Origin of the sequence: Polaribacter sp., from assembly GCF_965656025.1 — a bacterium.
In the GTDB taxonomy this organism is placed as follows: domain Bacteria; phylum Bacteroidota; class Bacteroidia; order Flavobacteriales; family Flavobacteriaceae; genus Polaribacter.
The window spans coordinates 1-21,193 of record NZ_CBFHJT010000037.1 but is presented as its reverse complement, the minus strand read 5'-3'; the positions used below and the strand labels follow the sequence as shown (position 1 = coordinate 21,193).

At 31.1% G+C, this 21,193-nt stretch carries 15 protein-coding genes; 2 read left to right on the top strand and 13 right to left on the bottom strand.

What is annotated here, in order from left to right:
- The 6 genes from ACTG3S_RS08555 to ACTG3S_RS08530 form a co-directional block, all read right to left on the bottom strand.
- Positions 1 to 2,007: FAD-dependent oxidoreductase (locus ACTG3S_RS08555; RefSeq protein WP_439128939.1), on the bottom strand; the 2,007-nt coding region annotated here is incomplete at its 3' end.
- 246 nt (positions 2,008 to 2,253) lie between these two features.
- Positions 2,254 to 2,961: a pirin family protein gene (locus ACTG3S_RS08550; RefSeq protein ID WP_439128938.1), complete on the bottom strand. Its 708-nt coding sequence runs from the start codon at positions 2,959 to 2,961 to the stop codon at positions 2,254 to 2,256.
- Positions 2,962 to 3,055: 94 nt separating this feature from the next.
- Positions 3,056 to 3,925 carry a pirin family protein gene (locus ACTG3S_RS08545; protein WP_439128937.1) on the bottom strand — a complete coding sequence of 290 codons (870 nt, stop codon included), beginning with the start codon at positions 3,923 to 3,925 and terminating at the stop codon, positions 3,056 to 3,058.
- Positions 3,926 to 4,065: 140 nt separating this feature from the next.
- On the bottom strand, positions 4,066 to 4,503 hold the full coding sequence (locus ACTG3S_RS08540; RefSeq protein ID WP_439128936.1) for a MarR family winged helix-turn-helix transcriptional regulator: 438 nt from the start codon (positions 4,501 to 4,503) through the stop codon (positions 4,066 to 4,068).
- Between the two features lie 74 nt (positions 4,504 to 4,577).
- The gene (locus ACTG3S_RS08535) at positions 4,578 to 4,826 is read right to left on the bottom strand and encodes a glutaredoxin family protein (protein WP_439128935.1); all 249 of its coding nucleotides are present in this window, start codon (positions 4,824 to 4,826) and stop codon (positions 4,578 to 4,580) included.
- 3 nt (positions 4,827 to 4,829) lie between these two features.
- Positions 4,830 to 5,366, bottom strand: a complete 537-nt coding sequence (locus ACTG3S_RS08530) for an NADPH-dependent FMN reductase (RefSeq protein WP_439128934.1) — start codon at positions 5,364 to 5,366, stop codon at positions 4,830 to 4,832.
- A gap of 255 nt (positions 5,367 to 5,621) precedes the next feature.
- Between ACTG3S_RS08530 and ACTG3S_RS08525 the strand changes: the two genes are divergently transcribed.
- Positions 5,622 to 7,151 carry a Helicase associated domain protein gene (locus tag ACTG3S_RS08525; protein WP_439128933.1) on the top strand — a complete coding sequence of 510 codons (1,530 nt, stop codon included), beginning with the start codon at positions 5,622 to 5,624 and terminating at the stop codon, positions 7,149 to 7,151.
- Positions 7,152 to 7,527: 376 nt separating this feature from the next.
- Here the strand turns inward: ACTG3S_RS08525 and ACTG3S_RS08520 are convergent, their stop codons facing one another.
- The 7 genes from ACTG3S_RS08520 to ACTG3S_RS08490 all read right to left on the bottom strand — a co-directional run bounded on the left by ACTG3S_RS08520 (position 7,528) and on the right by ACTG3S_RS08490 (position 16,313).
- Positions 7,528 to 9,216: a hypothetical protein gene (locus ACTG3S_RS08520; RefSeq protein WP_439128932.1), complete on the bottom strand. Its 1,689-nt coding sequence runs from the start codon at positions 9,214 to 9,216 to the stop codon at positions 7,528 to 7,530.
- 119 nt (positions 9,217 to 9,335) lie between these two features.
- Positions 9,336 to 9,860: a hypothetical protein gene (locus tag ACTG3S_RS08515; RefSeq protein ID WP_439128931.1), complete on the bottom strand. Its 525-nt coding sequence runs from the start codon at positions 9,858 to 9,860 to the stop codon at positions 9,336 to 9,338.
- Positions 9,861 to 9,956: 96 nt separating this feature from the next.
- Complete coding sequence (locus tag ACTG3S_RS08510; RefSeq protein ID WP_439128930.1) at positions 9,957 to 11,192, bottom strand: DUF6638 family protein; 1,236 nt, start codon at positions 11,190 to 11,192, stop codon at positions 9,957 to 9,959.
- A 40-nt stretch (positions 11,193 to 11,232) separates the two neighbouring features.
- Positions 11,233 to 11,820: an NUDIX domain-containing protein gene (locus tag ACTG3S_RS08505; RefSeq protein ID WP_439128929.1), complete on the bottom strand. Its 588-nt coding sequence runs from the start codon at positions 11,818 to 11,820 to the stop codon at positions 11,233 to 11,235.
- On the bottom strand, positions 11,810 to 13,771 hold the full coding sequence (locus ACTG3S_RS08500) for an AAA family ATPase (protein WP_439128928.1): 1,962 nt from the start codon (positions 13,769 to 13,771) through the stop codon (positions 11,810 to 11,812). Before ACTG3S_RS08500 ends, ACTG3S_RS08505 begins: the two co-directional genes overlap by 11 nt.
- 68 nt (positions 13,772 to 13,839) lie before the next feature.
- Positions 13,840 to 14,886 carry a hypothetical protein gene (locus ACTG3S_RS08495; RefSeq protein ID WP_439128927.1) on the bottom strand — a complete coding sequence of 349 codons (1,047 nt, stop codon included), beginning with the start codon at positions 14,884 to 14,886 and terminating at the stop codon, positions 13,840 to 13,842.
- A gap of 80 nt (positions 14,887 to 14,966) precedes the next feature.
- Entirely contained in the window at positions 14,967 to 16,313 is a 1,347-nt protein-coding gene (locus ACTG3S_RS08490; protein WP_439128926.1) for a microtubule-binding protein, read from the bottom strand.
- Between the two features lie 197 nt (positions 16,314 to 16,510).
- Here ACTG3S_RS08490 and ACTG3S_RS08485 point away from each other — a divergent pair.
- On the top strand, positions 16,511 to 21,193 hold a 4,683-nt coding region (locus ACTG3S_RS08485), incomplete at its 3' end, for a hypothetical protein (RefSeq protein WP_439128925.1).

Below are 21,193 nucleotides of genomic sequence, written 5' to 3'. Positions count from 1 at the left end.
TGCACCTTGATTTATAGCTCTTTTGGCATCTAATTCACTTGCAAAGTCTGCACCACCAATTACATGAACATTTTTACCCAAATCTACTAAAGGTTCATAAAGTTCTTTAAACGGTGTTTGACCTGCACAAATGACAATGTTATCAACCACTAGAACCTTGTCTTCATTATTTTTTGTGTAATGCAAGCCTTGGTTGTCTATTTTAGTATAAGAAACCTCTCCAATAAATTGTACTTTCTTCTTTTTTAAGGTAGATCTATGAATCCAACCCGTAGTTTTACCCAAATTACCACCAAATTTACCAGCACTTCTTTTAAACATAAAAATTTCTCTAGGTGATGGATGATACTCAAGTTTCATACCTTCAATACCAGCTCTTGATTGTAGGGTTTTATCTATTCCCCATTCTTGCAACCAAGCATCAATATTTTGTGATGTAGATTCACCTTCGTGAGATAAATATTCTGAAACATCAAAACCAATACCACCTGCACCAATAACTGCTACACGTTTTCCGACTGGTTTTTTATGTTTTAAAACATCAATATAACTCAATACTTTTTTATGATTAATTCCTTCAATTTTAAGTTCTCTTGGTTTTATACCTGTAGCAATTACAATGTCATCGAAATCTGAATTTTCTAAATCTTCAACAGTAGCTTTTGTGTTTAATTTTACAATAACGTTATGCAACTCAATTTGTTTATTAAAATATCTGATAGTCTCGTAAAACTCTTCTTTACCAGGAATTTTTTTTGCCATATTAAACTGACCTCCAATTTCTGAAGCAGCATCAAATAAAGTTACAGAATGACCTCTTTGAGCTGCAATAGTTGATGCTGCTAATCCTGCAGGTCCTGCACCAACAACTGCAATTTTTTTAGGCTTTTGAGTGGGTTTATAATTCAATTCTGTTTCATGGCAAGCTCTTGGATTTACCAAACAACTGGCAACTTTTTGTTGAAAAACATGGTCTAAACACGCTTGATTGCAACCAATACAAGTATTAATTTCATCTGCTCTTTCTTCTTGGGCTTTTTTTACCCATTCTGGATCTGCTAAAAAAGGGCGTGCCATAGAAATCATATCTGCATGACATTCAGCTAAGATTTTTTCTGCAGTTTCTGGCATGTTAATTCTATTAGAAGTAATTAATGGAATACTTACCTCTGCTTTCATTTTTTTGGTCACCCAAGTAAATGCTGCTCTTGGCACTGAAGTAGAAATTGTAGGTATTCTAGCTTCATGCCAACCAATACCTGTATTGATGATAGTTGCACCAGCTTTTTCTATTTCTTTGCCCAATTGTACAATTTCTTCCCAAGAACTTCCACCTTCTACCAAATCTAACATTGATAGCCTGTAAATAATGATAAAATTCTCTCCTACAGCTGCCCTTGTTTGCTTAACCAATTCTATAGGTAAACGCATTCTGTTTTCATAATCTCCACCCCATTTATCATTTCGTTTATTGGTTCTTTTTGCAATAAATTGATTGATTAAATACCCTTCTGAACCCATAATTTCAACGCCATCATAGCCTGCTGTTTTAGATAATTTTGCAGCATTTACAAAGTCTTTGATAGTTCTTTTAATTCCAGATTCTTTAAGTTTAAAAGGTGTAAATCTGTTGATGGGTGCTTTTATTTTTGAGGGCGCAACATTAAATGGATGATATCCATACCTACCTGCATGTAGAATTTGCATACAAATTTTCCCTCCTACTGCATGTACTGCTTTTGTTATTTTCTGATGATGTTTTGCATGCTTTTTGGTAGACATTCTTGCTGCAAAAGGTGCTGTCCAGCCTTGAATGTTAGGTGCAATTCCTCCAGTTACAATTAAGCCTACTCCACCTTTTGCACGTTCTGCATAATAAGCTGCAATTCTGTCTATACCATTTTTTTCCTCCTCTAAACCAGTGTGCATAGACCCCATTAAAATTCTGTTTTTAAGGTTGGTAAATCCTAAATCTAAGGGCTCAAAAATGTGTTTGTATTTACTCATTTCACTATTTTATTTAGATTAAAAAAAAATCAAGTCAAAACTATCAAAGTTTAGATTTCTGTTTTCACAGGAATGACAGTTTTAACTGAATTTTGTAGCAGAGCTACAAAAAGCCATTCTTCATTTATTATGCATGCATAACACTTGCAAGATATGTTTATTTTTTGAAAAGAAAAAGCCAAAGAAATTCGTTCTTTGGCTATAGCTAGAAAGTTCTAAACTTTCAAAAATTGAAGGAATAAAATTTTACATCATTGGAACATCAATCACTAATAACTTACTCTTTTTTGATGCTTTTACGGTTACTTTTTCGGTATTTTCTATACCTAAAGCATCTCTATTTTCTAAAGTTTCATCAGCAACTTCAACTTCACCATCAATTAAGAAAAAATAAGCTGCATTTTTTAAAGTATATTCAGTTTCAAAACCTTCATCTAAATCAATCATAGAAATATAACCTTGTTGATATATTGGCAAAGAACCTTCTACTTGATTAGTTCTTGGCGAAACTAAGGTTTGAAATTTATTTTTTCTATCTGCTTCATCAAACTTTTTTTGATCATAGAAAGGGGCTACGTTTTGTTTCTCTGTCATAATCCAGAGTTGTAGGGTGTTTACTTCCTCAGTTGGGCTATCATTAAACTCAGAATGCGTAAGTCCTGTTCCTGCACTCATTACTTGAACTTCACCAGGATTTATGGCTTTTTTATTACCCATACTATCTTTATGAGATAATGCTCCGTAAATGGGAATGGTAATAATTTCCATATTGTCATGTGGATGTGTACCAAAACCCATTTTAGATTGTACAATATCATCATTAAGAACGCGTAACAGACCAAAACTCATTCTTTCTGGATTGTAATATCTACCAAAACTAAATGAATGTGTTGCTTTTAACCAACCAAGATTTGCGTAACCTCTTGTGTTTGCTTTGTGAATTGTTTTTTTCATTTTATTATAGATTTTTAGACTATTAGATTCTTGGATTGTTAGAAAAATCTAATAATCTAGACATCCAAAAATCTAATAATCTTTGTTTTAAAAATTAATATAAATAGCCCATTTTTCCTTGTTGATAATCTCGCATAGCTTCTAAAATTTCGGTTTGCGTATTCATCACGTAGGGGCCATATTGTGTAACTTTTTCTTTGATAGGTATGCCCGATAAAATTAAAAGTGTACTCTCTATATCCGCTTTCAATTGAATAGTATCTCCTTCTTCATGAAAGGTAATCATTTGGTTTGCTCCTTTTTGTAAAACCTCTTTATGATTTACTAAAACTTCTCCATCTAATAGGTACACTAAAGATTGATGGTTTTCTGGGATTTTAATTTCTATCTCACCCTGTTTGTCAGCTTTTGCTGTAAAAACATTGACTTCAGTTTGTGTTTGAATCTTGCCAAATACATCACCTTGATTTCCTGCAACAATATTTAATTGTACCTTTTTATCATCAGAAAATATTTTTGGAATTTCTTCATCTTCTAAATGCTGATAATTTGGGGGTATCATTTTGTGTTTTGCAGGTAAGTTTAACCACAATTGGATTCCTTCTAAATCTCCTCCTTTTTTCACGAATTCTTTTGTGGGCGCTTCTGCATGTATAATTCCTCTTCCTGCGGTTGTCCATTGCACTCCGCCCGCTTTTACTACCATTTCGTTTCCTAAAGAATCTCTGTGTAATTGTTCTCCTTTAAATAATAGTGTGATGGGCTCAAAACCTCTGTGAGGATGTGGTCCTAAATCGAAAGGATTATTAAATTCTGATATTGCGTACGGTCCATAATGATGTAATAACAAAAAAGGATCAACATTCTCAATACCTTGTGTAGGCAAAGGTTGTCGCAAACGTATGGGGCCCATATTTACTAAAGGACTTGAAACTTTATGTTGAATGTTTTTTAATTTTGTCATGATTCTATAATTTGTTATCAATACAATCACGCAAAAATCGTGATTTCTCGAACTTACAGTTAATTCTAACTATTTTAATTTAAACGGATTTATTAATTTTTAAAATATACTTTCCAAGGAAAATATATTTGTAAATTTTTTTATCTGATTTTGTCTAATAAATTACTTAATGTTTCTGCCTCTTCTTCTGATAAGTTTTCTAAAAAAGATAAATTCTTATATTCGTCAATAGTTGATAATAATTCTAAACCTTGATTGGTAATTTTTACATAAACCACTCTTCTATCGTGTTCACATCGTTCTCTTTCTATCAAATTCTTATCACACAATTTATCCATTAAACGAGTAGCATTAGGTGCTCTTTCTATCATTCTATCTTTTACAATTTGCACTTTGGTTCTCTCTTTTGCTCCTCGTAGAATTCTTAGAATATTGTATTGTTGTGGCGAAATACCATAAGGTTTAAAAAACTCATTTTCTTTACTACTTAACCAATTAGAAGTGTATTTTATATTAATTAAAGCCTTTACTTTGTTGCTTACAAAACTAGATTTTATGTCTTTAGAAATATCTCCCATACTTTAGTATTCCATGTTTTATATTTAAAATTCAAAGTTTTAACTTTAAATTTTGAATTAAAAATTTTGAACTTTTACGCTCTTAGTTTTAAATCTTGCATTATTTTATTAAATTCTTCGGTAGTAGGTGTTAAATAGACTGCGTCGTCTACAAATAATGTTGGATATTTTGCAACACCACCATACAATTCTTTGCTGTGTTCTCTGGCATCTACATCTTTAGAAATATCTTTATAAACAAAAGGTACATCTGTAGAATTTAAAAAATTTTTAAATGCTACTGTATATGCATGTCCTTGTTTACCGTATAAAATAATCTTCATATTTTAATTATTTACTAAATTTTCAAAGTCTTTAATATTTGATTTTAATTGATTCAGTAACTCATCTTCTATAATTTTACCATCTTTAAAATTATCATTAAAACTTGGTAAAGAGAACTTAATTAAATCTGCCGCTCCCATACCAGGAAATTTTGCTGTACCATGAGATAATACTGACTGACCACCTCTTGCGCCTGGTGAAGTTGCCATTAATAACAATGGTTTTTCTCTAAACACTTTTGCGTTTAATCTAGAACTCCAATCGAATATATTTTTAAAAGCAGCCGCATAAGAACCATTGTGTTCTGCTAACGACAATATAAAACCATCATAATTATCTAACAAGTCAGAAAATTTTTTTGCGTTGTCTGAAAAACCATTTTCTTTTTCTTCATCTTCACTATACATTGGCATCGGAAAATCTCTTAAATCGATCACATCAAAAGAAGTATTTTCTAAATTTTCTGCTGCAAAGGTTGCTAATTGTTTGTTTATAGAAGTAGAACTTGTACTTCCTGCAAATGCTAATACTTTTTTCATAATTTGTATATTTTTTTGTTTGTGATTTCAGATGTTATCAATTAATAACTATCTTTTAAATTCATAACAAAGTTACAAAATAAAAATATATTTACCAAGGAAAATATATCCAAGGAAATATATTGATGTAAATTTATTAAAATGGGTGTTTTTACCTGTTGATTTTCTTATTGAAAAATGCTAACTTCGTTAATTACGTTTATAAAACATTAAAACGTTAAATAAACGTGTTAACGTTGTACAACATTACCACAGATGAAAATAATCGACAATTTAAAATCAGACAAAAATCATAAAGAGTATATTCTCGAAATGATAAAAATATCTGATGAATTGTTTATTACAAGTCCATATTTGATGAGAGATTTTGGTCATTTTTTCAAAGATGAAATCCTTTTAAATATAAAAAAAATAAATCTTATTACTACTTTATTACCAAATTCATTAGACCAAATAAAAAAAGTCCACTCTTTAAAATCATTAATTGAAATACCTAAAATAAAGTCAGGAGAAATTGAATGTAATATTTCCCTAAATAATAAACTGCATGGGAAAATTTACATTTTCAAACAGTCTGGAAAATATGTTGGTGGATTAATTTCTTCTGCTAATTTCACAGATAGTGGTCTTTGGCTTAATCACGAATGGGGAATTACTCTAAAAGGAGAAGATAAATTAGAGGAATTGGAAAATTCTATCACGAATTCTATTGAGCCAAAATATAATTGTTTATCTCACAAAAGTATTCTTCGCTTATTAAAACGACTGAATTCATATCTAAGTATAAATGGAAATAAAAAAGAGGAAGAAATTGACCTTGATTTAACTGAATTTTTAAAGACTAACGAAACCGAAAACAATAATAATAATAATTCTAAAAAAACTTTTGAATTCAAAATCACCGAAAAGTATATGGAAACTTGGCAGGAATATTTTGATGAATTCGTAATCTTTAAACAGAAAAACAATGAAGTAACAGTTCCTCGTGACTATGAGAGTTATCAACTTTACATGTGGTATAGAAAACAAAAGATATTTAATGCCAATAACACTATACCAACCGAACATAAAAGTAAATTAGAAAAAATTGGTTTTTATTTTGGAGATGGACATGAAATTAGATGGGCTAAAATTTGGGAAGGCAACTATGAATTACTTAAAGCATATTACGATGAATATGGAGATTCTGATGTACCACACACTCGAGATAAAGAAGATCCTTTTTATTCATTAGGGAATTGGGTTGCTACTCAAAAAACTTATTATAACAATGATGTTTTAAGTGATTATAAAATTGAAAAACTAAATGATTTAGATTTTATATGGTCAAAAGAATTAGCAGAATTTAATCGAATAAATAAAAACTGGTTAGCCAATTATAATGAATTGAAAAAGTGGGCGGAAAAATATGAAAATGCTCATGTTCCACAAACCAATCCAGACAAAACAAAAAACAAACTTGGAAAATGGTTAAATGACCAAAGACATTTAAAAAGAAACGGAATTAAAAGAAAAGATGGGACTTTGAGATATCTTGAAGAAGAAAGGGAAGCTTTATTACTTGAAATTGGTGTTGATTTTAACCACAAAGAAAATAAGGATATTGATTCGTTTGAAAAACAAATTCAAGCATACTTGAGTATGAAATTTCAATACCCTAACCTTAAACCTCCAATTGGAACTTTTAAAGCCGAAAGAGAAGTTTTAGCACAATGGAAATTTCACTTTAATAAACTTCCAGATTGGAAACAAAAAAGATTATTAAATGAAAAAATTATTTCTTAACGTTGTACAAAAACGTATAAATTTTATTGCTTTCTTTTAGCCTACTTACGAAAATCCTCGCGGATTTTCTATTCGGTTTTTATTTGCTAAATTACGTGCTTAACCACGCAACAAACCATATATAAACACGTTAGCGAAAAAGAAAAATAATATTCAATTTTAACAAAACCCAACAACCAATTCTAGCTCAGGTTAACGCTGCTTTTCTATTTTTTAATGAATCGTTGAAAGCTTCGCATTTGAAATGACTTCCTTTTTTAAAGAAGGAAAAAAGATATAATCTCTCGACTTCGCTCAAGTTAAACTCCAAGCTAAGTAATAGCTACCAATAATTGCTATTTAGAGAAAGAGATTGCTTCCTAAACTCATAATAACATTAATTATTCATTTTTATAGAATCGATTTGTTTTTGCAATCGTTGAATTTCTTTAATATTTTTTTCTTGTTTAGAAATCAACTGAATAGAATCTAATATTTGTCTATTTTTTTCTAAAATGGTTTTCTCTTTTTCAAAATAAATATTAATGTTTTCGCTGGCTCTCCAAGCCTCGTTTAATTGCACATAAACCTCTTCATTCCAAGTACTTGGTTTTTTGGCGTCGATCCAAACAACATCTCTATACTCTGCATCAATTAAAGCCAAATCTGGTGTTGCAGAACCATCAAACTGTGCGTTTTCTTGTTTTATAGAAGATATGGTACCTAGAAAAAACATGCGTTTTCTACCTGCTATATTTTTAATGTACGGTCTAAATTCTACAGGTTTATTAGCAGACCAATCGTATTCTTTTTTAGATTCTATTACTTTTAAAGGCATTGCAGAAACCCCTGCATAACCTTGTTTTTTTGAGGCATGATCATAATAATACAAAGCATCTGTGCCATCTGCAGGTATAAAAACGCTGTAGGTTAAACTGGTTCTTTCATCGCCAACTGGCTCTAAACCAAACCAGTGATACAAACCACTATAAGCACCAATTTTGGTATCTGAAAAATCGAAATCGGTTACAAAAGGTTGCTGATTTTGATCGTCTGGTAAATCTGGAATTTTAACCGCGGTTTTCATATTCCAAGGTAATGGATCTGAAAAACCACCAATAAATTTTAAGGATTCTGCTTGCAAACGAGATACTTTTTCTGCCAAGGTATTTTGCTTGGTTAAAAATGCATAATTTTTCATTTCTTCTGGAGCAATAAATGTCCCTTTTCCAATGGTAATTCTTTCTAAATAATCTGACCAATCATGGTCTCCATTTTCTACAATCATTACGCCACCAAAAGTAGGATAAGGAAAAAAGAAGCCTTTCCATTTGATTAAACTTACAACTTGTACCCAAGCACCCGCATCATTTTTCATGTAATAAGTATCACTTGGTTCGTAGTTAAATAACATCCAAGGATTTAAGCGTTGCACAACAGCATTGTAGGTATTTCTACTAAATTTTAGTGATTCGCCAATAGAAAATGTAACCGGAATTCTATTTTCTGATGAAAAACGCGGGAAAGGTGTGGTACTTGATACTGAAAATACTTCTTCTGTATTGTCTTTTAAACCTTGCCAATAATACTTTTCTGTGGGTTGTATGGCCATTGTCCATTGATTGGTACCATCTACTCTGACCAAATGTGGCAGAGAAACATCTTTGGTTTCGCCAACAGATTCGTTTGCCATGGAAAAGATATTTCTTAGCGGTTGTATGCGTTCGTTCTGAGTTAATGGCAACTCTACAATTTCTATTCTATTTAAGCTGTTATAGACATTATAAGTTTTCATATAATCGTATAATTTTAGATTCCAACCCAAATAATAGAACACTCCAAAAAAAGCGATTAAAAAAAATAAAATACCAATTCTTTTGCCTGTACTTGGTGTTTTTCTAAAATTTTTAAGCGCAAAAAATAAAATAAGACTTCCTAAAAGAATTACAAAAATAAATTTTCTAACAAACAATAATGCAGGTTGATAATCATCCCTTAAAAAGAATAATAAAGCAATAAAAATGATTGCCAATATGATTACATTTCTTTTTTGCTTACTGCCTTTTTGCCAATACCTTTTTAACATAATTTTGAGATTGAAGTATGAAGTTAGAAGCTTGAAGTTTCTCACTCATACTATATAGTTTGAAGTTGGGAGTTTGAAGCTTGAAGTTTCTAACTCTTCACTTAAAATTTATGATTATTTTATTTTAAATACCCTTTATCTTTTAGACGTTCTCTAGCAGATTTTTCTTGCTTTTTAGGTGGTTCTATTTCCTCTTGTGCACGTTCTATGGCATCTGGTTCTTTTGCTTTTATATCTTGTATAAAATCTTTTCCTTTTTCTAAAACCTCGTCAAATTTATCTTCTAAACTATCTGATTGTTCGTCTATAATTTTTGATGATTTAAAAATGAAACCTGCTAAATAAGTTCCTAGAAGTGTACCAAAAATCATAGAGGCAAATAATGAAATGGTTGCTAAATCTATGGGAATTAAAAAACGTGTTATTAAAATTCCTACTAAAAATAATGATGTGATAAAAACCAATCTTATAAAGAAATTTTGTTGGTATAAAAATCCTTTTTTATCTGTAGATTTCATCTGCAACTCTTTTGAGTTCATCAATTTATTAAAAAAACGATACAATTTATTTCCTTGAGATTCTCTCCAGTATAAAATGGCTCCAAATAATATGGATGCTATAAAAATGATGATTTCTAGTGTCATGTTTTTAGTTTTTATCCTGCAAGGTCTAGAAGACCTTGTAGGTATTAATTCTTATTTATTTTTTATTCCTGCAAGGTTTTAAAGCCTTGTAGAGTTTTAAAACCCATTTAAAATTGTGTTAATTACCCAATCTTGAACAGATGCATTTAACGTATTAAAAATCGCATAAAACTGTTCTTTGTCATACCAATATAAAAATAAAACATCTTTTGGTGCAATATTTACTAATAAATACCAAATTAAATCTTGGTGTGATGGTTTTAATGACGAATGTGGTTTGTTTAGAGCTACAAACAAATCGTTTTCTAAAATATTTTTTGCTTTTATAGTTTTAGAAATTTCTTTCTTTTCTAAAAACAACTCTAAACCCATTACTTTTTTTCGATCAGAAATGTCAATTTTATTTAAATAACTTTTAAATAAAATAGGGTCTTCTAATATGTCTTTGGTTGCATGAGATGTATCTTTTAAAAATTCAGAAAAAATGTATTTTTTAATTCTGCTGTACCTTTTTCCATTTACTTCTTCTTCTAAATCAAACTCAATTACATCATAACTCAATAACCTATCTATTAATTCTTTATGAGAAATATGATACATTAAAACATCGTAAAGTGTATCATGTATAGCCTCTTTGTAAGTGGCTTCATTTTCGAAAATTAAAATAGGTTTTACAAAATCTCTTAAAACAAAAACACCTCCAAATGCTTTGGTGTAAAAAGAATCTGTTGTAAATTTTACAGGTTCTAATTCTAAAACACGCGTTCTTAAATCGCCATATTTTTTTGCAGATGCTAACAATTGTTGATGTAAACCTTCGTCTATAAAATTAGCATCTTTATGGAACGTTTCAATTAGCTTTAATTGTGCTGCTTTTGCTTCATCCAAATTATTAATTAGGTGAAATTTGATAATAATATCTTTGTATTTTAATACATCTAAAGGTTGGTAAAACGTGTCTATATTCTGATCAAAATCTAAACAAATTGCAGCATCTCTTGTAATATCGTTAATAGCATCTCCATGTTTTCTAAACACGGTTTTCATAATTTCCTTATCAAAAGAATGAAAGGGATTATACAAAGCAATGCCTTTTTGTTTGGGTGTTATTATAATGGCATGTGTATTTGCTTCGCCATTGTTTAAATAGAAATTTTCTTTTTTTTCTGCTGCAATTTCTGAACTCCACCCCATACCATCAATTGAAAAAGAGGTTAATTTGGTTGGTGTAAAACCTAGTTTTTGCAAACATTTATTGTAACGTTCTACTAATTTTCCGTTAATGGAAATGAGTTCGTTTCTATATAAATTGGCTTTTTTAAGTTTATCCATTCCTATCTTAAGTCCTTTCCAAAAGAAAAGATTTTCAGTTTTAAATTAATTCTTTTATTTTTAAATGATACAATAACATAATGGTTCTTGCATCTATAATTTCTTCTGTTTCTATCATTTTTAAAGCCTCGTTAAACGACATTTCTAAAATGGTAATTTCTTCACTTTCGGTATCTAAACCTCCACCTTCATTTTTAATTTTGTCTTCATTTGTGTATTTAGCAACGTATAAATGCACTTTTTCTCGCATTAAACCAGGTGATAAAAAAACCGTACTTACTTTTTCTAATTCGGAAATAGCATAACCAATTTCTTCTCTAGTTTCTCTAATGGCTGTTTTTTCTGGAGCTTCATTTTTATCTATAGAACCACCACAGACTTCTATTGAAAATCCATTTTTAACACCTGCAACATAGATAGGAATTCTAAATTGCTTAGTCAATACCACTTTTTTTGTTGTTGGATTGTACAACAACACTGCTACTCCATCTGCTTTTCCATAAACTTCGTGCGTTAAACGTGCTGTTTTTCCGTTTTTAAACGTAAAATCGAAACTAACTTGTTCTAATTTTGCCCAAATATTAGAAATAGTTTTAGAAACAACATTTTGTACTTTTTTATCGCTCACTTTCAAAGTTTTTTCTTGCTTCTAAATCAATGTTTAATTGGTTGACTCTTGCATCTACTTTTCGTTTAAAATCAGTATCTGCAATGGTGGCAACATTGTCTAAATAACGAACCACTTCTTGTCTTCTTATTTCAGAAAAATCTAAGCCTTTCATGTTGGCTTTCATTAATTCTTGCAACATGTTAAACTTGGTTTCGTAATTTTTCTTAAAATAGATTTCTGGATTTTCAAACCAATCTTGTTCCAAATCAAAATCTGTTAATCGTAATGAAATTGCAGACTGAATATTACGTACATCTCTAGAAGAGAAAAACGGAAATATTTTTTGAATTTCTTTGTACAAAATTGCAAAAAACAAATGTTCGTTTGATGTATGATTTTTTTCTGCTTTATCATAAGCCTCTAAAACTCTCTCTTCTGATGGTTTTTCTACTGCATTTAAAATATCACCCATATTTTTAGCCAAACCTTGGTCTTTCAAATATTGATAATTCGCAGGGTTTTGCATATTCACAAAATCTGGAATCGTTTTTTCAAATTTCTTCCACCAAATATAATCTTGGTCTAAAAAATCATGCTCTGTTCTTGCGCCATCAATTTTAAATCTACCTTGTACTCTAGAAATAACTGCTTTGTCTAACATTTCTGGTAAATTAGTAAAAAGACCTATAGAAGAATTTCCGTAATTTACAGCGTAAGCGCCTTCTGTATATCTCAAAAACACACCAATCACTTCTTTTACCCCAGCAGAAACACCTTGTGCAGTTCTTTCTTGTAAGTTATTTTCTGCATCATCAATTGGTGCAAAAATTAATTTTGTGGGGTCTTGCATGGGTTTCATCCACGCTACCATTTTTTCTGCAGAACCACCTTGAAAAGTACTAATTAGGGTATCTGGCATTGGATGGAATAAAAGCGGAATATCTAAATTGTCACAATGTTCTTTTAAACGGGTTGCAATGGCTGCTATTAACATCGATTTTCCTGTTCCAGGAATTCCATATCCCATAAAAACGGGCATAAAACCACCCAGCTCTTGAAACGGATTTTTCTTCGCCTCAAAATCGTAACTCAACATACGTTCTGTTAACCTACGTGCAAAATGTTTTGCATCTTTATTACCTACAATTTGCTCGAACTGAATTTTATTAAACTCAATACTTTTTGCGGCACCTGCAAAAACGTTGTCCCAACCAGCCACTGCAAAATCAGATTTTTCTAATTTATAAGTTCTATCTACAATGGTTTCTGTGTATTCTAAAGTGCTTTTTCTTAGTTGAATTTCATCGATTAGCGCCTCAAAATACACCACTGTAAAATCGAGTACATCTTTGTCTGTTTTTACAATTTCTGGATGTCCTAAGTATTTATCGTAGTAAAATAAAGCACAGGCAATTCCTTTTAAAGGTGATAAAAAAGAAACTTCTGGAATGCCTGCAAACTTTTGTTTCATTACAGATAAATCGTCTGAAGCATGTGGTTTTAAATCGTGTAAAACTTTATAAGAGGTTGCAAATAATTGAAACGCAGTTGCTGTGTGCAATTTACTTTCGTATTCTCTTTTTCCTCTTGAATCTAATGCTGATTTTCTATCATTTAAAGAGGATAAACCTGAAGCATCGTAATAGCTATCTTTTATCCAAATACCTAAGGTAATCCCCTCTTGTACAGCATACAAAGTCTGATTTAAAAAGACAGGAATTGCAATTGAATCTGGTAACAATCGCTTTTTTAGGCCTAAAATAGTTTTAGAAACTGAGGTAATTTCTACATTACTTCCACTATTTGCTCTAGATAGATACAATAAAATGGAATCGTCTTTTGCATCATTATCTCTATTTTTTGCTCTATTGCTTTGTTCCCATTGAATGGATTTTAAATATCCAGAAGCTTCATCACGAAGCATGTCTAATTCGTTTTGTTTTATAGGAAAAGTTGAGTTGTGATTCATATTTTTAGTTGGCAGTTTGCAGTATCAGTAGGCAGTTCTGAAAACTGCTAATGGTAACTACTTATTAATTAAACTTCTATTTTTAAACTCGCTAATTCTATTGGATTTTTAGCCAATTTATGTAAAGCTTCTGGAGTTCTATTGTGTAAAAGTTGTATAATTCTATGTGGTGCAAAAACGTATTTTTGCTTAATGGGTTCACTCCATTTTTGCATGGTTTGTTTCGAAAAAAAACCACCTTCTGTAAAGGTTTCTCCCGAAAAAACTTCATCAATTTTTAAGGATAATGCATACGATTCTAACGGAATTTCTTTTCTTGAAATTCCTCCTAAAATTGCATGCGTAATTTCATTTTCATCTTTTGCAAATACGTTATGAAATGGCCCTAAATCTATCCTTTTAATATGTTTTGGTTGTATGTTTGGCAACTTTCTATCAATATTATAAGCCATCGTATCTAAAGACATTTCTCTATCTGCACTTTCTTTTAAAACTTTGTAAATATTTTCTTTTTCGTCATCTATTCGTTTTCCATCATAGTTAAAATAGAGATAACAGATATAAGGCCTGTTCTTACTAACATCATAAAAACTCCAACTTGTTAAGAGCGAAGCATTGCTATTTTTTGGAGCTTCAATAATTTTCCCTTGCACAAACCTGTTAAATATTAATTGTTGATTTACAGATTGATAATAAACAATGGATGCTGCTTGAAACAATCGACTTCTTTTAACAGACTGCCTTTTTTTAAGCAAAGTGTCTAAAAACTCTTTTTTTAAAGTTGCTGTGTCTGTTAATTTATGAATGTATTCGTTTTTTAACTCTAAATCGTTGTACAAGAACCTAAATTCCAAATAATTAGGAAAACCAGAGTCTGTTAAATCTACCTTCATGTTATCTTCTTCATCATACATATATTTAATACGCATGGCTTCTATAGAGTATAAAAGTAAATCTGAATATTGCTTAAAGATCAATAGTTCTTGTTGTGTACATAGCTTTTCTTGCTGTACACTTACAATGAGTTCTTTTAACACAAAATCTACCATTTTATGATAAAAAACATATTGTTCTTTGGAGTCTAATATTGCAGAATCTAAAGGTGTTGTAATCATAGAGTTTAGTTTTCAGTATTCAGTAGCAGTTTACAGTCAATAACTGACTGCAAACTGAAAGTGCAAACTGTTTCCTATTTTTAAGACAATAAATCGTCGTTAGAAGATTCTTTTTTTGGAGTTGCAACTGGTTCATCATCATCATTTTCTGATGGTGCATTTGCATCTGCTTTGTAATAGTCTTCAAAAATTTCTTTCATGTCTATACCATATCTATCTGCAAAGTTCTTTTGAATGTCGATATCTTTATCACGAATTTCTTGCAAAGCCTCTGCATAAGTACTGTAAACACCTTTCATTACTTTTTCATGAACAGGAATATTATCCATCATATCTTGACGAGCTCTTGCACTTGCAGAATGCATTGATGCTAAAGTTTCTCCAATATGTTCGTCAGTTTTAACCCCTAGATGTTCTAAAATAGCAGCAAATTCTTGGTCTGTTCTCGCTTTTAAAGCAACAATATACCCATCATAATACTTTAATCTTTCTTCGGTATCTGACTTTAATTTGGCTCTGTGTGTTTGTAAATTAGAACGTAAAGAAGTTAAGACCTTAATGGTTAAATTGTGTTTGTGCACAAAACTATCTTTACTAGCAGCCAAAGTTGTATAAGCATTTTTCAACCCTTCTAACTCTTCTACTTTTTGTTCTATAGAAGTTACTTTACCAATAGCCTCTGAATATTCTGTAGACTGTTTGTCTGCAATTTCGTCTAATTCTTGGCGAGCCTGTTTTAACAGCGCATATTGCTGTTCTAGTTTATCCTCTACTTCTTTCTTTTTCTCTAAAGCTTTGGTATGATTTTTAGACGCTTCTACAATCGCTGTTTTTAACTTTTCTTCTACTTCTTTAATTTCTACTTCTCTATTTTTTAAACGCGTTACAGCTGCTTGAGATTTAAAAGAAAGCTCGCCCAACAACGTTTGTACATCCGCACTTTCAATACGTTGCTGAAACAGTGCTTTGGCTTTATTATCTGCGCCAGCACGTACTTTTTCTGCTGCTGCAAATTCTGCTTCCTCTCTTTTAATTTTAGATTTTCTACCCCAAAGATTATTCCACCAAGTGTCTGGTTTATTTTTAGCATCTTCTAGCTCAATTCTTGCTCTTTCTAATGCTTTTTGAGCATCGTCTATCACTTTTTGCTCGTCCGCATTTAAGGCAGAAAAACTTTCGAACTTAATACCAACTTCATCTTGATAGTCTGTTAAATCTTTAATAGCATCTAATAAAGACGTTCTGTCTTTTTCTGCCATATCTACTACATCATCTAATGTTGCATTTAGTATTTTTTGACGCTTTTCTGGGTCTTCTTCTTGAGATAACTTAGATTTCATGGTATCTATAGCCTTCCCCCAGTTTACATCTACTTTTTCGGTTTTTTGTGTTGAATTGGTTTCTAACAAGTCAAATTCATCAGACATATGTATTTAGTTTTAAGTTGAACAATTTTTTAAAGTCAAGCAATTTCGTTATTTTTTTTTAAAAAAAAGAATAATTCCTTTAAATATATGTAGCTTTTATTCGTTATTTGTTACAGTTAGTTTAAGTTTTTTTTGACTTAGTTAAAGAATTCTATCTAACTTAGTATTTTATTTATTAAAAACCCTCTATTTAAAATATGTTCAAAAATTATTTTGCTGTAGTTCTTTTTATTTTTTTGAGCTTGTTAGGCTCTTTAACAACTCAAGCTCAATTAAGTAAAAAACATTTTATACCTCCTTTAACTTATGCAGAAACAGGAAATGCAAATCCTGAAAATCAATATTTTTACATCTCAACACCAAGCAACAATAATGTATCCTATACTATTAAACAAATAGGTTTTCCTACTAACGACATTAACGGTGTCGTTTCCAAAACTAGTCCTCAAGAGATTTTAATAGGAACAGGAGACACACAATTATTTGTTTCTTCTCCTCAAACAAGTGTAATACACAATAATAAAGGTTATATCATAGAAGCAGATGATGTTATTTATGTTTCTATAAGAGTTTTGGCAGGTAATGGTGCGCAAGCCGGGGCATTGGTTAGTAAAGGAAATTCTGCTTTAGGTACAACTTTTAGAGCAGGTATGTTTACCAACGCAAATGCAAGCTCTAACTATTTGAGTTTTATTTCTGTTATGGCAACAGAAAACAATACAGAGATTACTTTTTCTGGAATAGATACCAATGTTTCTATCAAAAACTTTACAGGAAATCCGTCAAATATAAACACAACTTTAAATGAGGGTGAAAGTTATATTGTTGCTGTAAATAGTTCTGAAAGTGAAATAAATAAAGATGCATTAATTGGTACCCTAATTACTGCAAACAAAAACATTGTTGTAAATTCTGGTTCTGCAAATGGTAGTTTTCATACGGGTGGTGGAAGAGACTATGGAATAGACCAGATTGTAGGAGTAGATAAAATTGGTACAGAATATATTTTTGTAAAAGGTGATGGAAATAATAATTGGGAAAACGTATTAATTGCAGCTCATGAAGATGATACCACCATAAAAATTAATGGGAATGCAGCTTCACAAACACTTAATTCAGGTGAGTATTTTTTAATAGAAGGCGATCAGTACAATACCAATGGAAATATGTTTGTGGAAACCTCTAAACCCGTTTTTGCCTATCAAGGCATTGGAGCAAACGACAATGAAGCCAATCAAGGGTTGTTTTTTGTACCGCCTTTAAGTTGTGAAAACAGAGGAAAAGTAGACAACATACCTAATATAGAAAATATTGGAAATGTAGTTTTTTCTGGAGGAATTACAGTCGTTACCAATAAAGGGGCAACTGTAAATATCAACGCTCAACCAATTTCAAGCTTTAACACCTCAGGTCCTTTTAATGTTGATGGAAACCCTAATTATGTAACTTATAAAGTAACCAATTTAACTGGAGATATTTCTATAGAAAGTAGTGCAGAGTTATACTGTGCCTATTTTAACGAAAACAATGCTGCAACTTCTGGTAGTTTTTACTCTGGTTTCCCTCCAAGCCCAGAGATTAATTTTGATGCTACAGTTGCTACATTAGGAAATTGTATTCCTAATATTACATTACAAGCAGCAAACACAGATGCTTTTGATAGGTTTGAATGGCAATTTTTTGATGAAAGTATAAATACTTGGGTACAAAAAAGCACAAATTCAGATTATTCACCAATTGAATCAGAACCAGGTAGGTATCGTTTAATTGGAACAATTGATTGTACAGGGGCAACTTTTAATTCTGTAGAAATCACTGTAAGCTTATGTCCTGACGATTATGATGGCGATTTAATAATTGATAATTTAGATATTGATTTAGACAATGATGGAATTTTAAATGTTGTTGAATCTTTTGGTAATGGTATCATTGATTTTTCAGATTTAGACAATCCTTCCATAAATACAAATGGTACAATTACAAATAACTTTTTTACTACAGAATTAACAAAATCTGGAGACGTTGATTTTGTTGGTAATACTAATGGAAGTTTTACTTCTACCATTAATAATAACAGTACAAGTAATGCCTCAAATATTTATATTTTAAATAGTACAGAAACCTTTAATTTTCAATTTATCCAAAATCAAGCTATTACTCATTTTATAAAAGAGGGAGAAGAATTTGAAATAAGCATAGCTCCTTCTGCAAAAAACATAACATTAATAGACCCTGATAATATTTTAATGGTAGACACCAATTTTGACGGAGAATTTGAAACAGGAGTTACCAATTTCTCAAGTTCATTAATTCGTTTTAAATACAATCCAAATCCAAATGGAACAACACCTTTTAAGTTTTTTGCTAATGATGTAGATAGATTCCTCTTTTTACATACAGCCACATCAAGTGTGTTAAATTCTATTTTTAATGCTGATTTAAAACTTACCAATGTTAAAAAAGATACTGATGGAGATGGTATTGAAGATGCTTTGGATTTAGATTCTGATAATGATGGAATACCAGATATTTTAGAGGCTTTTGGTCAAGAAGTTTCTCTTTCTGGTACAGACGCAAATCAAGATGGTTTAGATGATTTTTTTACAACTACAGACAACTTAGATATCGATTCAGATGGTATTCCAAATTACATAGATATTGATTCGGATAACGATGGAATTTTTGATAGTACTGAAGCTGGTCATAATTTGGATACTGATTTTGACGGAATCATAGACAATGCAAATGCCTTAGTTGGCATCAATGGTTTAGTAGACAGCTTAGAAACCACTGCAGATGCTAAAGTTTTATCTTTAAATTATGTTGTCAGAAATACTGATGGAGATTTGGAACCCGATTTTACAGAATTAGATGCAGATAATGACAATTGTTTTGACACCAATGAAGCTGGTTTTACAGATGTTAACGAAGATGGAATTATAGATACCTCAACTTTTGCCGTAGATAAAAACGGAAAAGTAATAAACAATATCGATGGATACACAAATCCAAACATTAACTACATAACCTCTGCTCCTATTGAAATAAACACACCATTTACAAATGTTATTTTTTGTGAAAATAACACAGATGTAATTGAAATTGATAGTACTGCTGATGGTTTTCAATGGGAAGTTTCCACAGACAATGGTATAAGATTTACAACTATTACTGATAATGCCATCTATAATGGAGCAACTACCAACAGCCTACAAATCACAAATGCAGCAATATCTTTTAATAACCAACAATACCGTGTTATATTAACAAGAACTGGAAATAGTTGCTCCCTTACTACAAATACAGTTACGTTGTCTATCAATCAAAAACCTGTTGTAACACCTGAAGTAGACTTATTACAATGTGATGATAATTTAGATAGAGTATCTACAGTAAACCTTACCGAAGCAGAAATTTCTATTTCTTCAAATTCGGCCAATGAAACTTTTCAATATTTTGCAACAGAAGCAAATGCGATTGCAGGTAATCCTTTAATTGCGGATGAAATTCGTTACCCTGTAAACCAAAATGGTGAAGCATGGGTAAGAACCATTTCTTCTGAAGGATGTTTTAGTATTTCTAAAATTAATCTAGAAGTAGAAGCTGCTGCTGATGTAGCTTATGATAAAGAGTTCCCAAGTGTTTGCGATGATTTTTTACAGACAGATGGTACAAATGGCCCTTTAAATGATGACACAGATGGTATTACTAATTTTGATTTTAGCAGTGCAAACTCAGAAATTTTGGCCTTTTTCCCACAAGCTTTACGTCCAGATTTAGAAGTATCTTTTTTTGAAACTACTGCAGATAGAACTGCTGTAATTAATGTCATTCCAGATATTTCTAACTATAGAAATATAGGTTACCCATCTAATGTTACCAGACAAACCATCTATTTTAAAATTACAAATAAAAACAACAATAACTGTTCAGGAACTGGAGAATTATATTTAAAAACAGATGCTACACCCACAGCAAATTCAGTTACAGATTTAGAATTGTGTGACGATGTTGTAGATGGTGATGCTGAAAACGGAATCGTCCAAAACTTCGACTTAGAAAGTCAAACTGCAGCTATTTTAGGTACTCAAAATTCTGCCGATTTTACTGTAACCTATCACCTTTCTGCTGCTGAAGCAAATTCTGGTACCAACCCACAAACATCTCCTTTTGCAAATACTGTTGCAAATTCGCAAGAAATTTTTGTTAGAGTTACCAATAATAATACTGGCTGTTTTACAGATCAGACTAATTTTAATGTAATTGTAAACCCAATACCTGTGGCTAATTTTGTCGCAGATTTAGAAATTTGTGACGATAATTCTGACGGTTCTGCAAGAAATGGTTTTTCGCAAACTATCAATTTAGAATCTCAAACTACTGGTATTTTAGGCACGCAAGATCCAAGTATTTTCTCTGTCAGCTATCACAGAAGTTTGGCGGATGCACAGAATGGAAACACCCCTTTAAGCTCTCCTTATTCGAATTTAACTCCCAACAGAGAAACTATTTTTGTACGTGTGGTAAACGATGTAAGTTCTTGTGTTAATGGTATCTCTAATTTTGATGTTATTGTAAACCCAGAACCAACTTTTACGCCAGTTTCTAACCTCTCTTATTGTGATGATGCTTTGGATGGTGATGATTCTAATGGAATCATTCAAAACATCGATTTAGATAGTCAAATTCCTGGTTTACTAGGCACACAAGATCCTGATGATTTTAATGTAACTTTTCACGAGAATCAAGTTGATGCTATTTCTGGTGATAACCAATTACTATCTCCTTACACCAATTCAAATCCTACAGAAACTATTTTTGTTCGCATTCAAAATAAAAGAACTTTATGTGTTAATGATGATGCTAGTTTTCAGCTCATT

What these genes read in the sequence shown, in the direction of transcription:
- ACTG3S_RS08550 (WP_439128938.1), bottom strand. Translation starts at nt 2,961, where the DNA reads ATGAAAAAAACAATTCACAAAGCAAACACAAGAGGTTACGCAAATCTT.
- ACTG3S_RS08545 (WP_439128937.1), bottom strand. Translation starts at nt 3,925, where the DNA reads ATGACAAAATTAAAAAACATTCAACATAAAGTTTCAAGTCCTTTAGTA.
- ACTG3S_RS08540 (WP_439128936.1), bottom strand. Translation starts at nt 4,503, where the DNA reads ATGGGAGATATTTCTAAAGACATAAAATCTAGTTTTGTAAGCAACAAA.
- ACTG3S_RS08535 (WP_439128935.1), bottom strand. Translation starts at nt 4,826, where the DNA reads ATGAAGATTATTTTATACGGTAAACAAGGACATGCATATACAGTAGCA.
- ACTG3S_RS08530 (WP_439128934.1), bottom strand. Translation starts at nt 5,366, where the DNA reads ATGAAAAAAGTATTAGCATTTGCAGGAAGTACAAGTTCTACTTCTATA.
- ACTG3S_RS08525 (WP_439128933.1), top strand. Translation starts at nt 5,622, where the DNA reads ATGAAAATAATCGACAATTTAAAATCAGACAAAAATCATAAAGAGTAT.
- ACTG3S_RS08520 (WP_439128932.1), bottom strand. Translation starts at nt 9,216, where the DNA reads ATGTTAAAAAGGTATTGGCAAAAAGGCAGTAAGCAAAAAAGAAATGTA.
- ACTG3S_RS08515 (WP_439128931.1), bottom strand. Translation starts at nt 9,860, where the DNA reads ATGACACTAGAAATCATCATTTTTATAGCATCCATATTATTTGGAGCC.
- ACTG3S_RS08510 (WP_439128930.1), bottom strand. Translation starts at nt 11,192, where the DNA reads ATGGATAAACTTAAAAAAGCCAATTTATATAGAAACGAACTCATTTCC.
- ACTG3S_RS08500 (WP_439128928.1), bottom strand. Translation starts at nt 13,771, where the DNA reads ATGAATCACAACTCAACTTTTCCTATAAAACAAAACGAATTAGACATG.
- ACTG3S_RS08495 (WP_439128927.1), bottom strand. Translation starts at nt 14,886, where the DNA reads ATGATTACAACACCTTTAGATTCTGCAATATTAGACTCCAAAGAACAA.
- ACTG3S_RS08490 (WP_439128926.1), bottom strand. Translation starts at nt 16,313, where the DNA reads ATGTCTGATGAATTTGACTTGTTAGAAACCAATTCAACACAAAAAACC.